This window comes from bacterium (assembly GCA_035528375.1).
Taxonomy (GTDB): Bacteria; RBG-13-66-14; RBG-13-66-14; order RBG-13-66-14; family RBG-13-66-14; genus RBG-13-66-14.
Genome location: DATKYS010000039.1, coordinates 1 through 19,712 on the forward strand (window position 1 = coordinate 1; position 19,712 = coordinate 19,712).

Sequence of the window (19,712 nt, forward strand, 5' to 3'; positions counted from 1 at the left end):
AGGGAGAGGGAGCATGAAAAAAGAGGGCCGGCAATTAAGCCAGGCCCTCCGTATTATGGCCCCTTGGCAGTGACCTACTCTCCCACCGGGTCGCCCCGGCAGTACCATCGGCGCGAGAGGGCTTTACTTCCGTGTTCGGGATGGGAACGGGTGTTTCCCCTCCGCCATTGCCACCAAAGGACCAAGTCGCGTAATTTCGCCGGGCGGCGCCAGGGGATACGGGGATACCGATAAACCGGCCCCCTTATCTGGCCCACCCTTTGAGAGATTTGAGACGCGGGCAACCTCGCTGACGAAGGTTTAAAGGATTGCTCCGTACCGGGGATCTTCCGTCGAAGACCCCCGGCCGGTTAAAAGATGGTCAAGCCTCACGGCGGATTAGTAACGCTAGGCTGAATACCTCACGGTACTTACACCAGCGTCCTATCAACCTCGTAGTCTGCGAGGCGCCTTTAGGGGGATCGAGTCCCCGGGAAGCCTAGTTTTGGAGTTGGCTTGGCGCTTAGATGCTTTCAGCGCTTATCCGATCCGAACATAGCTACCCGGCGATGCCGCTGGCGCGACAACCGGTACACTAGAGGTTCGTCCACCCCAATCCTCTCGTACTAGGGGCAGCTCTCCTCAAGCTTCCAACACCCACGACGGATAGGGACCGAACTGTCTCACGACGTTCTAAACCCAGCTCGCGTGCCGTTTTAATGGGCGAACAGCCCAACCCTTGGGACCTCCTACAGCCCCAGGATACGGCGAGCCGACATCGAGGTGCCAAACAGCGCCGTCGCTGTGGACGCTCGGGCGCTATAAGCCTGTTATCCCCGGGGTAACTTTTGTCCGATAAGTCATGGCCCTTCCACTCGGGACCACAAGATCACTAAGCCCTGCTTTCGCATCTGCTTGAGATGTCTCTCTCGCAGTTAAGCCGCCTTTTGCCTTTACACTCGTCACGCGATTTCCATACGCGCTGAGGCGACCTTAGGGCACCTCCGTTACATTTTGGGAGGTATCCGCCCCAGACAAACTGCCCACCAGACGCTGTTCCCAACCCGGCTTACGGGTCAAGGTTAGAATGCCGATACATCCAGGGTGGTATTTCAAGGATGGCTCCACGCGGGCTGGCGCCCGCGCTTCATCGCCTCCCACCTATCCTACACAAGAAGCACCAGAACCCAACATCAAGCTGCAGTAAAGCTCCACGGGGTCTTTCTGTCCAGTCGCGGGTAACCGGCATCTTCACCGGTAATACAATTTCGCCGAGTCTCTGGTCGAGACAGCGCCCAAGTCGTTGCGCCATTCGTGCGGGTCGGAACTTACCCGACAAGGAATTTCGCTACCTTAGGACCGTTATAGTTACGGCCGCCGTTTACCGGGGCTTCAATTCAGAGCTTCGCCGAAGAAATCTCCGGCTAACCCCTCCTCTTAACCTTCCGGCACCGGGCAGGCGTCAGTCCCTATACGTAGGCTTGCGCCTTAGCAGAGACCTGTGTTTTTAGTAAACAGTCGCCTGGGCCGATTTTCTGAGACTTCCAGCCGCTCGGGGAGCTAGTCCCGTCACAGTCAGAAGCACCCCTTCTCCCGAAGTTACGGGGTCAATTGGCCGAGTTCCTTGACCAGAGTTCTCTCGAGCGCCTTAGGATGCTCTCCTCGCCTACCTGTGTCGGTTTACGGTACGGTCAGTAACGTGCTCGCTAGAGGTTTTTCCTGGCAGCGTGGGATCAGCCGCTTAAAGGGGTTTCCCCCATCGTCATCACCTCTCGGGGTATAGAGAACCCGGATTTTCCAAAGCCCTCCCCCTACAGGTTTAAACCACCACTTCCGTCCGGTGGCCGGCCTACCCTCCTGCGTCACCTCATCGCTCGAGCGCACGTTGCTGGTGCAGGAATATTTGACCTGCTACCCATCGGCTACGCCTTTCGGCCTCGCCTTAGGGGCCGACTAACCCTGGGCGGATTAACCTTCCCCAGGAACCCTTAGGCTTACGGCGAAAGGGTTTCTCACCCTTTTTATCGCTACTCATGCCGGCATACTCACTTCCGTTTCGTCCAGCGGACCTCGCGGCCCGCCTTCGACCTAAGACGGAATGCTCCCCTACCATCCTTACGGATCCGAAGCTTCGGTACCGTGCTTGAGCCCCGTTACATTTTCCGCGCAGGATCACTTGACCAGTGAGCTGTTACGCACTCTTTGAAGGAATGGCTGCTTCTAAGCCAACCTCCTGGCTGTCTGGGTAATCCCACATCGTTTCCCACTTAGCACGGATTTGGGGACCTTAGCTGTCGGTCTGGGCTGTTTCCCTCTTGACTACGGAGCTTAGCCCCCGCAGTCTGACTCCCGCGATACGAGTGGCGGCATTCGGAGTTTGAATGGGTTTGGTAAGCTGGTAAGCCCCCTAGCTCAATCAGTGCTCTACAACCGCAACTTATCACGCGAGGCTAGCCCTAAAGCTATTTCGGGGAGAACGAGCTATCTCCTGGTTCGATTGGCTTTTCACCGCTAGCCACAGGTCATCCCCAAGATCTTCAACTCTTGTGGGTTCGGTCCTCCACAACCTTTTACAGTCGTTTCAACCTGCCCATGGCTAGGTCACCAGGTTTCGCGTCTACCGCCGGAAACTAATGTCGCCCTTTTAAGACTCGCTTTCGCTACGGCTACGGCCTGTCGGCCTTAACCTTGCTCCCGACGGAAACTCACCGGCTCATTCTACAAAAGGCACGCGGTCACGGCACAAGGCCGCTCCCACACCTTGTAGGCACACGGTTTCAGGTACTATTTCACTCCCCTCCCGGGGTTCTTTTCACCTTTCCCTCACGGTACTGGTTCACTATCGGTCGCTGGGTAGTATTTAGCCTTGGAAGGTGGTCCTCCCAGATTCACACCGGGTTTCACGTGTCCGGCGCTACTTGGGTGCGTCCATCGGAGACCGTTCGGTTTTCGCCTACGGGGCTATCACCCGCTATGGCCCAGCTTTCCAAAAGGTTCGGCTAACCGTCGGTTTTGTAACTCCTAGCCTATTTCCGGTTCGGCAAGGACGTCCCGCAACACCGCCGCTGCAACGGCCGGAACCTTATACACAGCAACGGTTTAGGCTGTTCCCCTTTCGCTCGCCACTACTAGGGGAATCCCGGTTGGTTTCTCTTCCTCGGGGTACTAAGATGTTTCAGTTCCCCCGGTTGGCCTCCCCAAGCCTATGTGTTCAGCAAGGGGATGACGCGGCATAACCCGCGTCGGGTTGCCCCATTCGGACACCCCCGGATCAAAGCCTGTTTAACGGCTACCCGGGGCATTTCGCTGTCGACTGCGTCCTTCATCGCCTCCCAGCGCCAAGGCATCCACCGTGTGCCCTTAATCGCTTGACCATCAAGCTTGTTGCCGTTCGGACCGCGGAGGTCCGCATAAAGCGGCTCCCCGGCCTTCCCGGCGGGCATCCTTCGTGTTCGGTTACCTGCGTCTCAAATCTGTCAAAGAGCGGGGCTCGCGGCCCTTCATTCCACGATCAGGGTTCGCCCAGGGGGGTAACCGGTCCCCCTCAGCCGCCCCTTTTCATGGAGAACGCCCGATTTCTCGGGCGGTCGGATCACGGCTCACGGTACAGGCCAATCCTCAGTCTTCAACCTCCCGGTTTTCCGACCTCGGTTTAGCCCGTACTCGCATGAACCACCGGATCCTTCCGCCGCTTGCTCGGGATGACCGCTTTCTTACTTTTCCGGTCCCCCGGCGGCGAGAGGTATATTAGTCGAATAAAAAAAGGTTGTCAAGGGTGGGAGGGCGTTTTTTCTCCGGGGCACCGGGGCGGAAAAACGGGCGTTCGGACCGCGGAAACGAGGGGGGTTAATTCAACGGGCGGGTGTGGACACCCGCCCCTACGTCAAACAGCCGTCCGTTGCAGGGGCCGACATGCGGTCGGCCCGCGGGCGGACCTAAAGGTCCGCCCCTACCTCATCGCAAATCGCTAGGAAACCAGGGTGGGGTATTACCGCAGAGTGGAGATGAGTATATTTAAAGAAACCGCCCGCTCGCGGCACGAACCGTAGTCCGTTTAACAAATCCCCGTCGCGGAACAGGAGTTTTATATGGCAGCCCTCACCCTTTGTCCCTCTCCCACGGGGAGAGGGAGACACGTGGCGGTCCTCGGCGTGTTTGCGGGAATTAAAAACCGCTCGCTCGCGGCACGAACTGTAGTCCGTTTAACAAATCCCCGTCGCGGAACAGGAGGCGGTACTACCGCTGGTGGAGATGAGGGGAATGAGAAAACGGCCCGCTCGCGGCACGAACCGTAGTCCGTTTAACAAATCCCCGTCGCGGAACAAAAGGCGAAGCCTTGGTGGAGATGAGCGGATTCGAACCGCCGGCCTGCTGCGTGCAAGGCAGCCGCTCTCCCAACTGAGCTACATCCCCTCGGCGGGCGAGAGTATAGGTCATCGGCGGGAGGGTGTCAACGCGGCTCACCACGGAACCGGCGTCACCTGCGGGCGGGCCGAGAGACCCGCCCCTACGTCATCGCAGCGTGGTATGGGCCGGGGTAAGGGATAAAGCGGTTTCCCTTTCCCGGTGGGGGTGGCGCGCCGACGGGCCAGGGAGAGGGCTGCCTTTGATAGAAGCGGCGGGGAAAGGATTTGCTTCGCATAGCTCGCTTCGCTCGGTTCCCCGCCCTACGGCATCGCAATTAACGGGGTGAGGGTGAAACGGCGGCCCGCAGAGGACTTGTCCTACGGGGCCGCCGTACGTCATCGCAGACCGCGGGGTAGGGAGCCCCCGCCCTACATTCAGGCGCACGGCGGCCCGCCGGTCGGCGTCAGAGGTTGAGCTTCCTGGCGGCCGTCCGGTCGCGCAGCCAGGCGAAAATCGCGATGCCCGGCGCGAACAGGGCGCCGATGCCCAGGATGATGGAGTACTGGCTCCCCTCGAGGATCAGGATGACCGCCAGGTAGACGAAGGCCGCGAGGAACGCGAAGCCCAGGAACCAGCCGAAGGCGTTGCGGATTATCTCCGGGAGGCGCACCTTGCCGGAGAAGAGGACCAACAGGGTGATGATGATGCCGATGATGCCGAAGATGTTCGTGCGCGACTTGATGACGTACTCCCCGGTCAGGTGGTAGTTCACCAGCGGCTGTTTGGGGTCCCAGGAGAAGGTCTTGGTCGCGGGGTCCACGGCGGTCACCGTCACCCGCTCGGCGTGGGGGCTGGGGTACACGTTGCCCTGTGAATCGGTGACGGAGCCGATGAGCACGTCGTACCCTACCTCGATCCCCGCGGCGTCGTCCACCGCGGCGTCGGTGTCTCCGGGCCGCAGCACCACCTCGTCGCTGCCGAAGCTCTTCAGGTCCACGGTCGTCGTTTCCGCGGCCGCCCCGCCCTCGACGGAGACGATCTTCGGCTCGAGCTTCTGTTCCACCTCGAGGTTGACCGCCAGTTGGACGATCCCGCCGCCGATGAAGATGGCGACGAAGATGCCGGTCATGACGACGGCCATGAGCCAACCGCCGATGGTCGCCGCCGTCTCGCTCTTGCCCATCAGGCTGTAAACCAGGTTGGCCGCTACGGCGATGACGGCGCACCCGGCGAAGAAGAGCGCCACGTAGATGAAGCTCTCCGGCATGAGATACCCGAGCAGGCCCATGAGGGTGCCCAGGGCCAGAAGGATGCCGACGACCAGGGACAGGAGGCGCGGAACCCTACCCCGCAGGCCCGGGATGAGGAACCAGGCCACCAAAAGCGTGAAGGCGAAGACGCCGATGTCCAGCGCCAGGCCCAGGCCGACGAAGGCGAGGAAGCCGTCGGCGATGGCGGCCAGGCCGACGATGAGGGCCGCGATGGCGCCCGCGGTCCGCAGACCGGCGGTGGATTTCGCGGGCTCCTCGCGGCGGGGCATCTTGCCCCAGAAGATGAAGGCGAGGATGGCGAAGAGAAGCCCGACGAAGAAGACGATGGGCCCGCCGCCGAAGACGGCCAGGACGATGAACCCCAGCGTCAGGATGATGGAGATGACGATGAGGGCAGTGTAGGGCGGGTTTTTCTTGTATTCGTCGTCCACCGCGTCCTCCCGGTCGGTTGGGTCCGGTCCTGGGCTCGAAAAAAGCGGATCACTCCAGGGGACGGCAGCGCTCCGTCCCTCGAGGGTGCGGTAATGGTGGGCCTAACTGGGATCGAACCAGTGACCTCACGCTTATCAGGCGTGCGCTCTAACCGGACTGAGCTATAGGCCCGCTTTTCTTCAGAGGGCAGGGAAATCTTATCAAAGACCCGTTACATTGGCAAGGCCCGCGACCCGCCGGTGAATCAGCGCCGTCAGAGGGGAAGATTACGAAAAACACCCCGGCGAGTCAACCGTGGCGCCCATCACCGGACCGTCATTGACGAAAGGCGGCTCCCCTCTTTCCTCCAGGAAGAAGCCGGCCTGCGGGCCGGGGTGAGGGGCGGGGTGGATACGGCGGCCCGCAGGGGGTACATCCCACGGTACCGCCCTACATCCTCCCCCCACGAGGGGGAAGCGAAGGTATTTATTTCTTCCAGGCCAAAGTCCCGTTTCGCCCAACCCTTGCCGCACTGCGGGCGGTGTGGTATGCTTTTAACGTCTTGACAGACCCGCCCTTCCCCGCGGGAGCCGCCCCTTGCCGGAGCCCTACGCCAACCTGTCACTGGGTCTGGACATCGGTTCGAGCTACGTCAAGCTGGTGGCGCTTTCGCGGCGCCCCGACCACTGGGCCCTCCGGCACGTGGCGCTGTCGCCGCTGCCCGAAGGCTCCATCGTGGACGGCGAGGTGATGGACTCGGGGGCCGTGGCGGATTCCATCGAGGCGCTCTTCACCCAGCTCGGTCTCGACGAGCGGCGCGTCATCTCCGGCATCTCCGGCCGGGCGGTCATCGTAAAGCCCATCCGCATCCCCACCGCCGACCCCGACGAACTGGCCCAGTCGGTCTCCTGGGTGGCGGAGCAGTACCTGCCGTCCCTGGACGACTTGAACCTGGACTACCACGTGATTTCCACCGGCGGGGACTTCACCGAGGTGCTTCTGGTGGCGGCCAAACGGGAGCGGCTGGAGGGGCATCTGATGATCCTGCGCCTGGCGGGACTGGAGGCGCTGGCGATTGACGTGGACTCCTTCGCGCTGGGGAACTGCTTCGAGCTGGCCGAGCCGGAGGCCTCCCGGGGGACGGTGGCGCTGGTGAACGTGGGGGCGTCCATGACCAACGTGAACGTCCTGTCGGCGGGGTCGCCGCGCTTCACCCGGGACATCTCCTTCGGCGGCTACAACTACACCGAGGCGCTGGCGCGGGAGCTTTCCCTATCCGTGGCCGACGCCGAGAGGGCCAAGCGGGGTGAGCTGCCCGACGCCGACGCGGCCGCCGTGGACGCCGTCGTGGGCGAGACCACCCTGGAGCTGGTGGACGAAATCAGCCGGACGCTGACCCACTTCGTCGGCACGCATCCCGAGCTGGTGCCGGACGCCGTGGTCCTCTCCGGCGGCTCCAGCGTCCTGCCGCGGATAAAGGGGTCCTTCGAGGACGCGCTGGCCATCCCCGTGCGCCTCCTCGACCCCCTGGCCCGGATAGACCTTGGCGAATCGGGGATGGACCGCGAGGACCTGGCTACCCTGGCCCCGCACCTCGCCGTGGGAATCGGGCTGGCCATCCGGGGCGACGACCCCGAGCTCGACCGGTGACGCGATGATCCGCATCAATCTGTTGGTCAACCGTCGCGTGATTCCGGCGCCCGCCGCCGGGTCAGAGACGGCTCCGACCGCCGCTCCCGAGCCTCTCGCCCCCTCCATGGGCTTGGGGTTCGACGAGCTGGAGACGCGGCGCGAGGAGTACTACCCCGTCCGCCGGACCGGCCTCAACGCCTTCTTCATCTCCCTCATCGTCGCCGGGGTGCTCATCGTGGGGATGGTCGTCTGGAGCTTCCTCGCCGGCGGCGTGCTCGCGGACGAGCGGGATGCGCGCGGCCGCCTGGAGACGGAGATAGCGGACGCCAAGGGGGTCGCGCCCGACCTGGCGGCCCTCGAGCAACGCCGGGCCGAGACCTCGGCCAACGTTATGGCCCTAAAGCGCCTGGCCGAGCCCGGCGGGGCGGTGGAGCGCTACATCGGCCTCTTGAACGCCGTGAACGCCGCCGTCCCCAAGCGGGAGGTCTGGCTGACCGAGGTGCGCGAGCGCGGCGGCTCGGTGGACATCCGCGGCAACACCTACAGCGACCACTCCGTGGCTACCGTCCTCGATGAGCTCCTCAACAGCCCCCACCTCTCGGGGGTGAAGCCGTTGGGCGCCAAGAGCGTGGACCTGGGCGGGATGAAAGTGCTCCAGTTCGAGTTCAGCGCCAAGCTGGACTGAGTTCGGATATAAGGAGTCAATGAAATGTCATACAGAGGAAATTATTGCAGGGCTTGTGGTTGAAAGCTATTAAACGGCAACTGCCCAAATAAATGCGGCGATTGCTACATTGATAGAAGGCCCTTCAGGGAGTTCTGTGAAATCTGCGGGGCTAAATGCTTCCCGCCTCCCCGTTGTCCCGAGCATGATCTTAAGGAAGCGTGATTCAACCGCACGCAAGGCATTTATAGGCACTCGCCAACATGACTGGTTCCGAGAAATTTAAACGTTATAACTCCTGTTGCGCGAGGGATTAGTTGGGCAAGCGCAGATTCAAGGACCCGGTGGTGCAGAAGGCGGTGCTGGTGTACCTCATCGCCGCCCTCGCGGCCTACCTCATCTTCCACTACGGTGTGCTGGGGGCGTACCGGGAGGCGGACGAGGCCCGGGAAGGCAACGCCCGCCTCCGCACCGAGCTCCAGACCGCGCTGGCCGATTCCGCCCGGGCCGGGGAGCTGGCGGCCGAGATCGAGGCCAACGAGGGGCAGATTGACGACCTGCGCCGCAGCCTGCCGCCCAGCCTCAACGAGGCGGAGCTCATCCGCCGCGTGACCCAGGCCGCCCAGAGCGCCGGCATAGACTCCCCCTTCGACGCCTTCGAGGTCAAGGCCGAGCCGCGCACCGAGAACAACCTCACCATCCGCACCTACGAGGTGGCCTACCTCACCGGCTTCCACGAATTCGGGAGGTTCGTGGCCAACCTGGCCCGCAACCTGCCCCAGGTGAGCCTGGGCGAGCTGACCCTGGTGGGGGTGGCCTCGCCCGTCGAGGGGCGGACGCTGCGCGGGAGCGTGGTGCTGTCCGTATTTTCGAGCCCCCTGGCCGATGGGGCGGCGGCGCCCGTCATCACCGAGGTCACCACGGGGGGCGTGGTCGAGGTCATCGAGCCCCACACCTACGACCCACGGGGCAAGCGCGACCCCTTCCTCATCCCCGGCCCCCAGCCCGGTTCTCAGCCCACGGCGGAGATGGCCAACCTGGCCAACCTCTACTACCGCGGAATGATGACCGTGGACGGGGTGCCCGCGGCGCTGGTGGAGGACGCCGCCGGATTCGGCTTCTCCCTGAAGGTCGGCGACCCCATCGCGGGCGGTAAGGTGGTCGGGATAACACCCGAGGAGCTGGTCATCAGCGCGCCGGGCTACGGCCGGCGAACGCTCAAGGTCACCCAGACGCCGATACCCGTCTACTGATATTCCCGACGGCATCCCCCGAGAGCCACGCCGATTTAATCGGCGTTTTTTTGCTTCACGGCGGGCGCGCCCGGAGCGAGACGGGGGCGGTTCCGATGCGGTGGAAGCGCGCCGCCCGACCGTCGCGGTGTGAACCACTCGGCAGGCCTAAAATATTCGGGTAGTATTTTGACTTTAACTTTTCGAGGTTCTATTATTCTAATGGGTGCTTGTATTTCGATACGTATTCGTTAAATCGAAAGGAGATCAAGTTATGCGCGGACGGGTTTTACTCTTGTCCGCCGCCCTCGCGCTGGCTCTGGCCTGCACGACCACCGGGCCGCAGCCGACCCCGAACGTGCCGGGGAACCTCGTCGCCGTGAGCGGCCTCGACTCCCGGGTGGACCTCGCCTGGCGGGAGCCGTCCACGGGCGAGCCTGAGAGTTATCGCGTGTACCGCTCGCCGGAGGGCGGGGTCTTCGACCAAATTGTCGAGATCAGCGGCAACCTAACGCTGTACACCGATCCGACCGCGGTCAACGGCACCAGTTACGAGTACCGCGTCACGGCGCTCAACGGCGACGCCGAGTCCAACCCCTCGGGCACCGCCTGGGCCACGCCCTACTACGACTTCGAGGAGGTGTGGTTCCTCTCGGACGCCTTTAATTACCTCCCGACGGAGGGCGACAGTGTTTTTTTCTGCACCCACAAAGCCTTCGATGATTACAACCGCCTGTGCCGGCTGAGCACCGACGGCGAGGTCGAGAGGCTCTCGGATATCGCCAACTGGGGGTATCCGGCGGTGGTGGGCGACTTGGTGTACACCTTCGAGTACAACGGGCTGAATATCATCCGTGTTTGGACGACGGACCTGGAACTGGTCGAGGCGTTCACCTTCGAGGGACCGAGCCGGAAGGAACTGGCTTACCACGACGGCGAGCTCTTCACCATCAACCGCGACGACTACGTGATTGACGTCCTGGACACCGAGGGGAACTACCTGCGCTCCATCGGTGAGCGCGGCCACGAGGGCCCTGGCATGGGCGACCCCTTCGGCCTGGACGTGAGCCCCGGTGGGACGCTCTACGTGGTGGACCAGGGCGGGGAGTCGCTGCTGGCCTTCGACGCGGTCTCCGGGGAGCTCGTCTGGCGCATCTCGGCGGAGGAGCTGCCGCCGGATTTCGTCTATCCGGCGGACGCGGCGGTGGCGCCGGACGGCTTCGTGTACCTCTTTTCGGGGTACTCGGGGGAGTTCATGGTAATCGACGCCGCCGGCAGGCAGATCAAGCGGGTGCCTTTTGAATACGGCGATACTGAAATGTACGCCGCCGTGTCCGACGACTTCACCGTCGCGATGGCCGAGGGTGATGACGTTGGCAGATACATGACGGCCTACAGGCCGGTGGGGTTCCCGGTCAGTCAAATACCGCCGCTGGTGGCGGTCAAGGGGGGTGGGGCACGTTGAGAAAGTCGGCCGTCCTTTTAATCGCGATAACCCTGTCCGCGGCCGCGTTCCAGCAATTCGGGGCAATCCAGCCCGAAGCGCCGACCGCCCCGGAGACCCAGGACGCGGAGGGCCACGAGATCAACGAGCTTTACATAGACTTCGTGGACAACGTGATTGACGACGCCCGGTGGCCGGGGGCGGACGGCCCGGAGCTTCTGTACGTCGGCCACTTCGGCTTCGGCGTGGTGGACAACTTCATCTCGTCGAATTATTTTGACTACCCTGAAACGTGGGAACTTGAGACGCAGTTCTACTTCGACTGGAACTGGCCGACCGAGGTCCCCTGGGGAGACCCGCCGCCGCAATACGGCGACGAGAACATCCTGACGTACATGACGGACGCGGACTGCACCGTCCCCCTCGGCGTGAGGCTGCGGCAGCACAGCTTCGGCTTTGCCGGCGAGCCCGACGAGGACTTCATCTTCATCCTCTGGACCGTGTACAACGCGGAGGGTGGGTATCTGGAGGACACCGCGGCCGGGCTTTACATGGACATCGACATACGCGGCGGCGATTACATCGAATTCACCCGCTATGATTCAGCCCACCAGTTCGCGTACATGTACGACGGGCTTAGCGATTTCAGCCTCCCCTACTTCGGCGCGGCGACGATGGGGGACGACCCCACGGGCAGCTACCACGGCTGGTCACAGAGGGACGACTTCGATTGGAGACCGGATGAGTTGTTTTACACCATGCTGTCCCAGGTGGGGCGGTTCCAGGAGCTGCCGGAGTTCTTCTATGACTGGCGGTTCCTGTTGGGCTTCCAGCTCTACGACCTGGCTCCCGGCGAGACCCAGGACTACGCTGTGGTCTTGGTGGCGGGGTGGGATTATCAGGAGATAGTGGAGAACCTAACCGCGGCGCGGACGAAATGGGAAAAGATATTCGGCGGCGGTTTGCCGGAGCCCTCGATCCCGCCGCGGATGACCCTCTCCGCCCCCTGGCCCTGCCCGACGCGGGACTCCGCCTCGTTCGAGGTGGAGCTCGCCGAACCGGGGGACGTCGAGGTGGCGCTCTACGACCTCTCCGGCCGGCGGGTGGACACGGTTTACGACGGGTACATGGCCGCGGGACGGAACGAGTTGAACCTCTGGGCCGGCGGCCTGCCCCCGGGGGTGTACCTCATCCAGGCCGCGACCGAGGGTGGCGCGGCGGTCCGGCGGCTGGTGATTGCGCGGTAAATAAATAACCATCGGCCATTGAACGTAGGGCGGGGAACCGAGCGAAGCGAGCTATGCGAAGCAAATCCTATCCCCGCCGCTTTCACCCCCCTCCCCGGCCCGTCGGCGCGCCGCCCCCCAGAGGGGGGAGGGGGAATAAGGCAGCCCTCACCCTTAATCCCGTGCCTCGCAGGCCTCCCACTGGGAGAGGGAAACCGCTGCACCACCCTCCCTAACCCTCCCCCCAAGGGGGGGAGGGGACCGCTGCAAGTCTCACCACGATTTGCGGTGACGTAGGGGCGGGCCTTCAGGCCCGCCCGCGGGCCGACCGCATGTCGGCCCCTACTTTTCGTGCTCTCATTCTTGATGCGTAAAAAGCGGGCCCCCAGAGGCTCGCTTTGTACAAATCGGACAGCCGACGAAAGATGGCTTACGAAGCCGGATATCTCCACCCAAAAAAGCGGGCCCCTTCGGGCCGGGGAGCCAAAACGATTAAGAGGCGCCGGAACTGCTTTAGCTCTCTTTTTCAGGACACAAAAAAGCGGGCCCCTTCGGGCCCGTGGAGCGGGAAACGAGACTTGAACTCGCGACCCTCGCCTTGGCAAGGCGATGCTCTACCACTGAGCTATTCCCGCGTCGGCAGAAAGGGAATCTATCACAGAGGTGGGCGGGTGTCAAGGTTCGGGGCGCGTGTTGGAAAAGCACCCGGAACGTGCTATACTCATTCAATTGTCGTTTTGAGCGCGGAAGTGGTTATTACCAAAGCGGAGACAAGGGGTTTAAACCCCTTGCCATTCACAAGCGAGAAGGAGGAAAGATGCGTCAGTTTCTTTTAGTGTTGATGGCGGGCCTGGCCCTGATTCTCGGAGGCTGCACCACCACCACTGGCGACGGCGACGGCGATCAGGTGGACACCCAGGCCTTCTACCCCAACGACAAGGACAACTACTGGACCTACGAGGTCACCGGAGACGATGCGCGGACGGAGACCTGGACCTGCATTGATGATCCCGATTACATCCTGGCCAACGGCCAGCAGCGGGTACGGATTCAAGATGCGGCAGATGCGGACGACACCTATATTGATGTCACCTATGAGGACAACGAAGAGGACAGCCTGATCTACGAGGGCGTCGAGATTTACGAGGACGGCTCTCGTGAATTGATCTACTTCTGGGACGACGATCCCTGGATGCTGCTGAACTGGAAATCGGACGGCCTGGATGTGGGCGATAACTGGGATTCCTGGTCCATCACCGGCTTCAACTATCCCGAGATCTTCGGCATCAGCGACACCGTGGCCGATGAGCTGGGCTTCGATCTGACGGCCGATGTGGTGGACACGGACGAGTTCGATTACAACGGCGAGACGCTCACCGCCTATGTGATCGAGATTACCGGCGACATCATCTTCGAGCTGGACGGCGTGGACGAGGATCAATGGCACCACTACGCCTACCAGAAGGATTACTACTTCGTGCCGGAGTTCGGCTATGTCGCCATCCAGGAGTACACTGAACAGTACGAACAAATGGTGCCGACCAACCACTGGACGCTCACGGACACCAACGTACCCGTCCCCGAATAGTTCACCCGTAACGACGAAGGGCGTCCCTCGGGGCGCCCTTTTTTTTATTGGAGCAACGGGCGGCCTACGGAGTTGCTGCCCTGCAACTTTCAATTGCCGTAGGGCGGGGATTCCTATCCCCGCCGCTTTTTTAAACGGTAGCCCTCACCCCCAAGCTGCGATGACGTAGGGGCGGGTCTTTTCTCCCGCCCGCGGGCCGACCTGAACGGCGCGCCGTCGGTCGGCCCCTACGTCCGGCGTTGCCGCCCGGTGCTGTGTGACGCGTGTTAATCGTTCACCGAGGCCCGCTCGCGGCGCATTCTCTTGAATTACGGAACCTTTCCCCGCGGAACAGCGGTCCAGCGTGCTACGCTGGCTAACGCAGCTCGAAGAGGTAATCCGCCCGGACGCCGACATAGAAATCGTTCATGACCGCGCCCTCCACGTTGTCCAGGTCGTCCGCGTCCCGATACCCGACGGTGAAGGTCGTGGCGAGGTTCCGCGACGGGTGCCAGGCGAAGTCGAGCCGGTAATCCTGTGACGACTCAACGACACCGGAGGGGAAGGTCTCCTCGGTGAAGCCCCTGGCGGCCCAGTCGTCCTCGATGCGCCCCTCGCCGTGCCGGTCCAGGGTCGCGGAGATGTCCAGCGAAAAGTCGGGCCCGAAGCTGTAGGCGGCCAGGACCGACCACCGGTCGGTGTCGTTGCCCCGGGGGAATCCCAGGGGCCGGCCCAGGAAGAGGAGCCGGTCGTAGGGGGGGACGACGTTGTACACCCAGTTCCAGACGCGCACGTACTCCACGCCGAGAGAGAATCCGACGAGGCCGAGGGGGTCGGCCCAGCTCGCGCCGGCCAGGAACGCAATCTCCGGCGGCTCCTTATCGTTCTCGTACTGGAAGTCGTCCACCATGAACTGGCCCCAGAGCCGGACGCCGACGATTGGCCGGGCGTCGAAGTCCATGAGCCAGAAGGGGTTGTCGTTTTCGACCGATTCGGAGAACTGCTCGAGGTAGTGCAGCGTGAGGGGGTTCAGGTACGCCAGGCTGAAAGACCGGCCCTCTCCGCCATAAACCGTGGCCTCGCCCAGCCCCACCTCCACCTCGGGGACTATCTGCCAGCTCAGGCGGTGGCCCACCAGGTAGCGGTTGTAGCTCACCCCGCCCTGGACGAGTGAGTCCATGCCGGCGTGGAAGTAGCTGAACCTGAGGTTCCAGAAATCGAAGGCGTAGCGGAAGCCGTCCAGGGCCGGGCCTTTTCCCGACAAAAGGGTGGAGCCGCCCAGGCTGTAACCCCACTGCAGCGGCTCGCGGCCCGCCGACAGGCTGAACCACTCCGTCGGGGTCCATCGCAGGTAGCCGAGATCGAACTGGACGGAGAGGCCGCCCTTCCACTCCATGCCGCGCCAGTCGGGGTCGTCGAGGCCGTCGGTGTCCACCTCGCCCCGGGCGTAGAGCGCCACCTCGTCGCCGTACCCCGCTCCCAGGAGGAGATACCCGCGGGCGCGGTACCGGGCGCCGGAATCCGGCGCGGTGAAGCTTTCCGGGAGAACCGCCCCCCCGGGGACGGTCAACTCGACGGAATGGTAGCCGGTGTCGCCCACCACCCGGGCACCAGCCTCTAACGAGACATCGTCCCGCAGGCGCTCCCGGTCGAGCGCGTCGGCCGGTCCGCGCACCCGGCGCCACAGCGCCACTTCGGGCTCGAACTCCTCCACCAGCCGCTCCAGGAGGCCCCGGGTCGAGACGGGCAGCCAGACGTTCCCCCGCTCGAGGTCCTCGGTCAGCTTCCCCGCGCAGGCCGCGAAATAGGCCCGGTCCCACGGGCGCTCCGAGACGTGGTCCCCCGGCCAGAGCCCGCGTTCGATTAGCTGATCGGCCACCCCGTAGACCCAGTGGTCCAGGGGCACCGTGGCCGCCGGCAGCGTAGCCGCGGCGACCAAGGGAAAGAAAAGCACCAGCGCCAATCCGCGCATCAGGGCCCGCCCTTCGCTCAGTACGCCCCCCGACCCGTAATCACGCGCCAGAGGGTCTCCAGGATTATCCGCATATCGAAAGCCGGCGACCAGTTCTCGAGGTAGTAGATGTCGTACTCGACCTTATCCTCGATTGAGGTCTCGTAGCGGCCGTTTATCTGCGCCCAGCCGGTGATGCCCGACTTGACCTGGTGCCGGACCAGGAAGCGCGGCACCTTCCCCTTGAACTCCTCGACGAAGTGCGGCCGCTCGGCCCGCGGGCCGACGATGGACATATCGCCCCGGATGACGTTGAAGAACTGGGGCAGCTCGTCCAGCGAGAACCGGCGCAGGAAGCGGCCGATGGGGGTGACCCGCGGGTCGTTCCTCTCCGTCCAGACCGTGTCCGACTCCCGCTCGCTCTGCACGTACATGGTGCGGAACTTCAGGAAGGTGAACTCGGAGAGGTTCAGCCCCACCCGGCGCTGCCGGAAAATCACCGGCCCCCGGCTCGACACCAGGACCAACAGGGCCGTCAGAAGGTAGAGCCACGAGAACGCGAGCACGAAGAGGACGGAGAAGACCAAATCGAAGGCCCGCTTCAGAATCCGGCTCCACAGTGACAGAAGCGGCACCTGCCGCACGCCGATGAGGGGGATGCCGTCCATGTCCTCGATCTGGGCCCGGTTGATGGAGCGCCCGATTAAAACCTCCATCAGGTCCGGCACAACCGAGGCGTTAATCCCCTCGCGCTCGCAGACGTCGAAGAACTCGAACAGCCGGTGCCGGTCGGCGACGGGGACGGCGATGAAGACCTCGTCGGGGCGCACCTCGATGAGAATTTTAGCCAGGTCGTCATAGTCGCCCAGACGGTTCGACACGGGCTCCCCGGGCTCGCCCAGAAAGCCCGCCAGCTCGTAGCCGTACTCGGAGTGGCCCTTCAGCTTCTCGGCCACCTTCTGCCCCAGGGGTCCTGCGCCCACGACGAGCACACGGCGGAGGTCCACCCCGCGCCGGCGGACGCGCTCCCCCACCCGCCGGACGACGCTCCGGAAGATGCCGACCAGCACGATGTCTATCGCCCAGAAGAAGGTCATCAGCCACCGCGAAAGCGACTCGGTCTGGATGATGAACTTCACCCCGTAGGCGATGAAGAGGACCAGGGTGACGTTGCGGACGATGGCGAAGAACTCGCCGTATCGGCCGTGGAGGCGGCGGCGGGTGTACAGGCCGCTGGCTGCGAAAACCGCCACCGTGGATACGACCACCGTCAACGCGAAGGGGAGGTAGGCGAAGAAGCTGGGGATGTCGGCCGGGAGGCCGAGGACGGCGCCCCCGACCTTCCAGCCGAAGCGGAGCTGGTACGCCAGCGCCACGGCGGCGAAGGAGAGGACGAGGTCGCCGGCGACCAGTAAGGCGGCGGTGACGCGGTCGTGGCGGTGGAGCAAACGGGCCTCCGGCGGAGATTCGCGCCGAAAAAGGGTATCACAGGCGCCCCCCCTTGGCAACCTCGACCCCGTCCGGCGCCGACACCCCTGGAAACGGGGGCCGATTTGCGCTATACTTACCTAACTTTCAATTAGATGCTCGAACCCGGATTTCAAGGCCCCGCGCGCCTCGAACCCGACCGGGAGGTTCCCATGCGCCGCTGGATGAGTCTCGTGGGATTCGTCACCTTCATCATCGCCGCGGGCGTCCTCTACGCCCAGGACGCCGAGGCCGACGCGGTCTTCACCTACGTGGACGGCGACGTCGTCAAGAAGCAGGCCGAGCTCGAGGAGTGGGAGCAGGCCCTGCTGAACTCCAGGGTCTCCAAGGGCTACCAGGTCCGGACCTACGTGGAGTCCCGCGCCGAGCTCACCCTGAACGAATCCAGCATCGTCCGCCTGGCCCCGCGCACGACCATTGACGTGGTCAAGCTCTTCGAGGAGAGCCGCGAGGGCTACAACGACACCCTGTTCCAGGTGGAGGAGGGCGACATCTGGGCCGCCGTGCAGGGCCTGGGCGAAGACGACTCCTTCGTCATCACCTCGGACATCATGGGCACCGCCTGCCGCGGCACCACCTATCGCGTCAACGTCTCCGAAGACGGCACCACCATGCTCCGGGTGTACTCGGGCGCCGTGGAGCTCTGGGACCCCATGATGGCCATCCTCGGCCCCGGGTTCTGGGAAACCGAGAGCGTGGGCGGCGGGGGCGATGAGCGCTACGAGGTGGTCGGACCCCACGAGGTCGCCGGTCCCCACGAGGTTTCCGAGGAGGAGTGGCGGCTCAAGCTCATCACCGGCATGCAGCAGATAATCGTCGGCCCCGACGGCAAGGTCGTCCAGAGGGGCGCCTTCGCAGCCACGGACCCCCTCGAGCAGACCGACTGGGTCCTGTGGAACCAGGAGCGCGACGCGGGCCGGTAGTACCAGACTGACGTTTTTCGTTGAATGACCGGGGGCCGCTCCCCCGGTTTTTTATTCACCTTGACAGGCTCGATAAAAGGCGTATATTTGTAGCTGGGAACCAGGAGGGAATCATGAAACGGACGCTTGCATTGCTCGTCGTGCTCGCGGTTGCGGTTCAGGCGAATCCAACCGCGTGGCAGGCCGACGCCGACGCACATGTTATCAACCAATCACCTGATGAAAATTTCGGTTCTCTTGATGAAATCGCTGTTCGGTACGACGAACATACGGAGTATCGCTCCTTCATCCACTTCGATCTCCCCGATCCACACGGCGACGATGAGGTAATGGAGGGTGTGCTCGAGTTGAACGTTGACACGTATCATTCGCCTGGAATAATCGGAATCTATCTGCTCAGTGAGGATTGGGATGAACTGTCGGTCACGTGGAACGATCAACCGACATATGACACTGAAAAGATGCTGTTTCAGGATTGGGTCTATTATTATGGATATTGGATAGAATTGACATTGGATGGGTCCGTTCTTACGGAATGGTTTCAGGAGGAGCCGTTCAACAATTACGGGATGATTATGATTGCAGACCCGGATATGTCCTGGCCTAACATTTTCTTTAAGAGTCGCGAGACCTCTTCTGAACCTTTGCTCTGGTTATATCCGGATCCATGGCCCGTCGAATCTGTTTCCTGGGGGGTCATCAAGGCGAACGATTGGTAACGACCGCACGCAAAAAAGGGAGGGCCGCTCGGCTCTCCCTTCTTTTCTGGTGACCCCAACGAGGATCGAACTCGTGTTACCGCCGTGAAAGGGCGGTGTCCTTACCACTAGACGATGGGGCCTTCACCCCCCAACCCCCCTTTAGGGGGGCAATCTCGCGGGGGGCATCAATCGTTATTTATAATTCACCGCCGCGTGCGGGGCCTTGTTTTAGTTCAACACCCTTTCCCCCCATCCCCCCCATCTTGGGGGGGCAGTATCGCGGGGGGAGTTTATTCTAATGTGATAATCACCACCGCGTACGAGGACATTGCTTAATTCCAGCGCCCTCACCCCCCAACCCCCCTTAGGGGGGCAGTATCGCGGGGGACATCAATCGTTATTTATAACTCACCGCCGCGTGCGGGGCTTTTATCAATTCCGGCGGGCGGGTCTAAAGACCCGCCCCTACATCATCGCAAGCATTGACGGAACCGGGGTCCGGCGCCTTTAATCGGCGAATTGAAAAACGGCTCCGCTCGCGGCGGTTGCTTGCGAATTACGGTGACGCTCTCCGCGGAACAGGGGTCCAGCGCGCTGCGCTGGTGGTGAGGCGCCTGGGGAATTAAAAACGGCTCCGCTCGCGGCGGTTGCTTGCGAATTACAGGAACCTCTCCCCGCGGAACAGGGGTCCAGCGCCCTGCGCTGGCTGGTGGTGAGGCGCCTGGGAAAATAGTAGAGGCATCGCTCGCGGCGGTTGCTCTGAAATTACCCGAACCTCTCTCCGCGGGACAGCGGTCCAGCGCGCTGCGCTGGTGGTGAGGCGCCTGGGGAATTAAAAACGGCTCCGCTCGCGGCGCTTGCTTGCGAATTACAGGA

Annotated in this window: 11 protein-coding genes, 4 tRNA genes and 2 rRNA genes; 8 read left to right on the plus strand and 9 right to left on the minus strand. The window is 62.9% G+C overall.

What is annotated here, in order from left to right; translation table 11 throughout:
* Positions 1–61: 61 nt before the first annotated feature.
* The 5 genes from rrf to VM054_02950 all read right to left on the minus strand — a co-directional run bounded on the left by rrf (position 62) and on the right by VM054_02950 (position 6,200).
* Positions 62–178: ribosomal RNA gene (rrf, locus tag VM054_02930) — 5S ribosomal RNA — on the minus strand.
* A gap of 179 nt (positions 179–357) precedes the next feature.
* A 23S ribosomal RNA gene (locus VM054_02935) occupies positions 358–3,353 on the minus strand.
* Positions 3,354–4,316: 963 nt separating this feature from the next.
* Positions 4,317–4,392: transfer RNA gene (locus tag VM054_02940), tRNA-Ala, on the minus strand.
* 397 nt (positions 4,393–4,789) lie between these two features.
* Positions 4,790–6,028, minus strand: a complete 1,239-nt coding sequence (locus VM054_02945) for a hypothetical protein (protein ID HUT98013.1) — start codon at positions 6,026–6,028, stop codon at positions 4,790–4,792.
* A 94-nt stretch (positions 6,029–6,122) separates the two neighbouring features.
* Positions 6,123–6,200, minus strand: a tRNA-Ile gene (locus VM054_02950).
* A gap of 405 nt (positions 6,201–6,605) precedes the next feature.
* On the opposite strand from VM054_02950, the gene pilM reads away from it, so the two are divergent.
* The 5 genes from pilM to VM054_02975 all read left to right on the plus strand — a co-directional run bounded on the left by pilM (position 6,606) and on the right by VM054_02975 (position 12,227).
* Positions 6,606–7,658, plus strand: coding sequence for a type IV pilus assembly protein PilM (gene pilM, locus VM054_02955; protein ID HUT98014.1), 1,053 nt, complete (start codon positions 6,606–6,608; stop codon positions 7,656–7,658).
* A 4-nt stretch (positions 7,659–7,662) separates the two neighbouring features.
* Positions 7,663–8,325 (plus strand): PilN domain-containing protein, encoded by a 663-nt coding sequence (locus VM054_02960; protein ID HUT98015.1) that lies wholly within the window; start codon positions 7,663–7,665, stop codon positions 8,323–8,325.
* A gap of 296 nt (positions 8,326–8,621) precedes the next feature.
* On the plus strand, positions 8,622–9,557 hold the full coding sequence (gene pilO / locus VM054_02965; protein HUT98016.1) for a type 4a pilus biogenesis protein PilO: 936 nt from the start codon (positions 8,622–8,624) through the stop codon (positions 9,555–9,557).
* 253 nt (positions 9,558–9,810) lie between these two features.
* A complete protein-coding gene (locus VM054_02970; GenBank protein ID HUT98017.1) occupies positions 9,811–11,001 on the plus strand; it encodes a hypothetical protein in 1,191 nt (396 codons plus the stop codon).
* Positions 10,998–12,227, plus strand: a complete 1,230-nt coding sequence (locus tag VM054_02975) for a T9SS type A sorting domain-containing protein (GenBank protein HUT98018.1) — start codon at positions 10,998–11,000, stop codon at positions 12,225–12,227. Before VM054_02970 ends, VM054_02975 begins: the two co-directional genes overlap by 4 nt.
* A gap of 539 nt (positions 12,228–12,766) precedes the next feature.
* Here VM054_02975 and VM054_02980 read toward each other — a convergent pair.
* Positions 12,767–12,841 (minus strand) — tRNA-Gly (locus VM054_02980).
* Between the two features lie 182 nt (positions 12,842–13,023).
* Between VM054_02980 and VM054_02985 the strand changes: the two genes are divergently transcribed.
* A complete protein-coding gene (locus VM054_02985; GenBank protein HUT98019.1) occupies positions 13,024–13,794 on the plus strand; it encodes a hypothetical protein in 771 nt (256 codons plus the stop codon).
* A 355-nt stretch (positions 13,795–14,149) separates the two neighbouring features.
* Here VM054_02985 and VM054_02990 read toward each other — a convergent pair whose 3' ends face one another.
* Entirely contained in the window at positions 14,150–15,745 is a 1,596-nt protein-coding gene (locus VM054_02990) for a capsule assembly Wzi family protein (GenBank protein HUT98020.1), read from the minus strand.
* A 17-nt stretch (positions 15,746–15,762) separates the two neighbouring features.
* Entirely contained in the window at positions 15,763–17,172 is a 1,410-nt protein-coding gene (locus VM054_02995) for an undecaprenyl-phosphate glucose phosphotransferase (GenBank protein ID HUT98021.1), read from the minus strand.
* A 192-nt stretch (positions 17,173–17,364) separates the two neighbouring features.
* On the opposite strand from VM054_02995, the gene VM054_03000 reads away from it, so the two are divergent.
* A complete protein-coding gene (locus VM054_03000; GenBank protein HUT98022.1) occupies positions 17,365–18,135 on the plus strand; it encodes a FecR family protein in 771 nt (256 codons plus the stop codon).
* Between the two features lie 113 nt (positions 18,136–18,248).
* Entirely contained in the window at positions 18,249–18,854 is a 606-nt protein-coding gene (locus VM054_03005; protein HUT98023.1) for a DNRLRE domain-containing protein, read from the plus strand.
* A 47-nt stretch (positions 18,855–18,901) separates the two neighbouring features.
* Here VM054_03005 and VM054_03010 read toward each other — a convergent pair.
* A tRNA-Glu gene (locus VM054_03010) sits at positions 18,902–18,976 on the minus strand.
* Positions 18,977–19,712 lie beyond the last annotated feature (736 nt).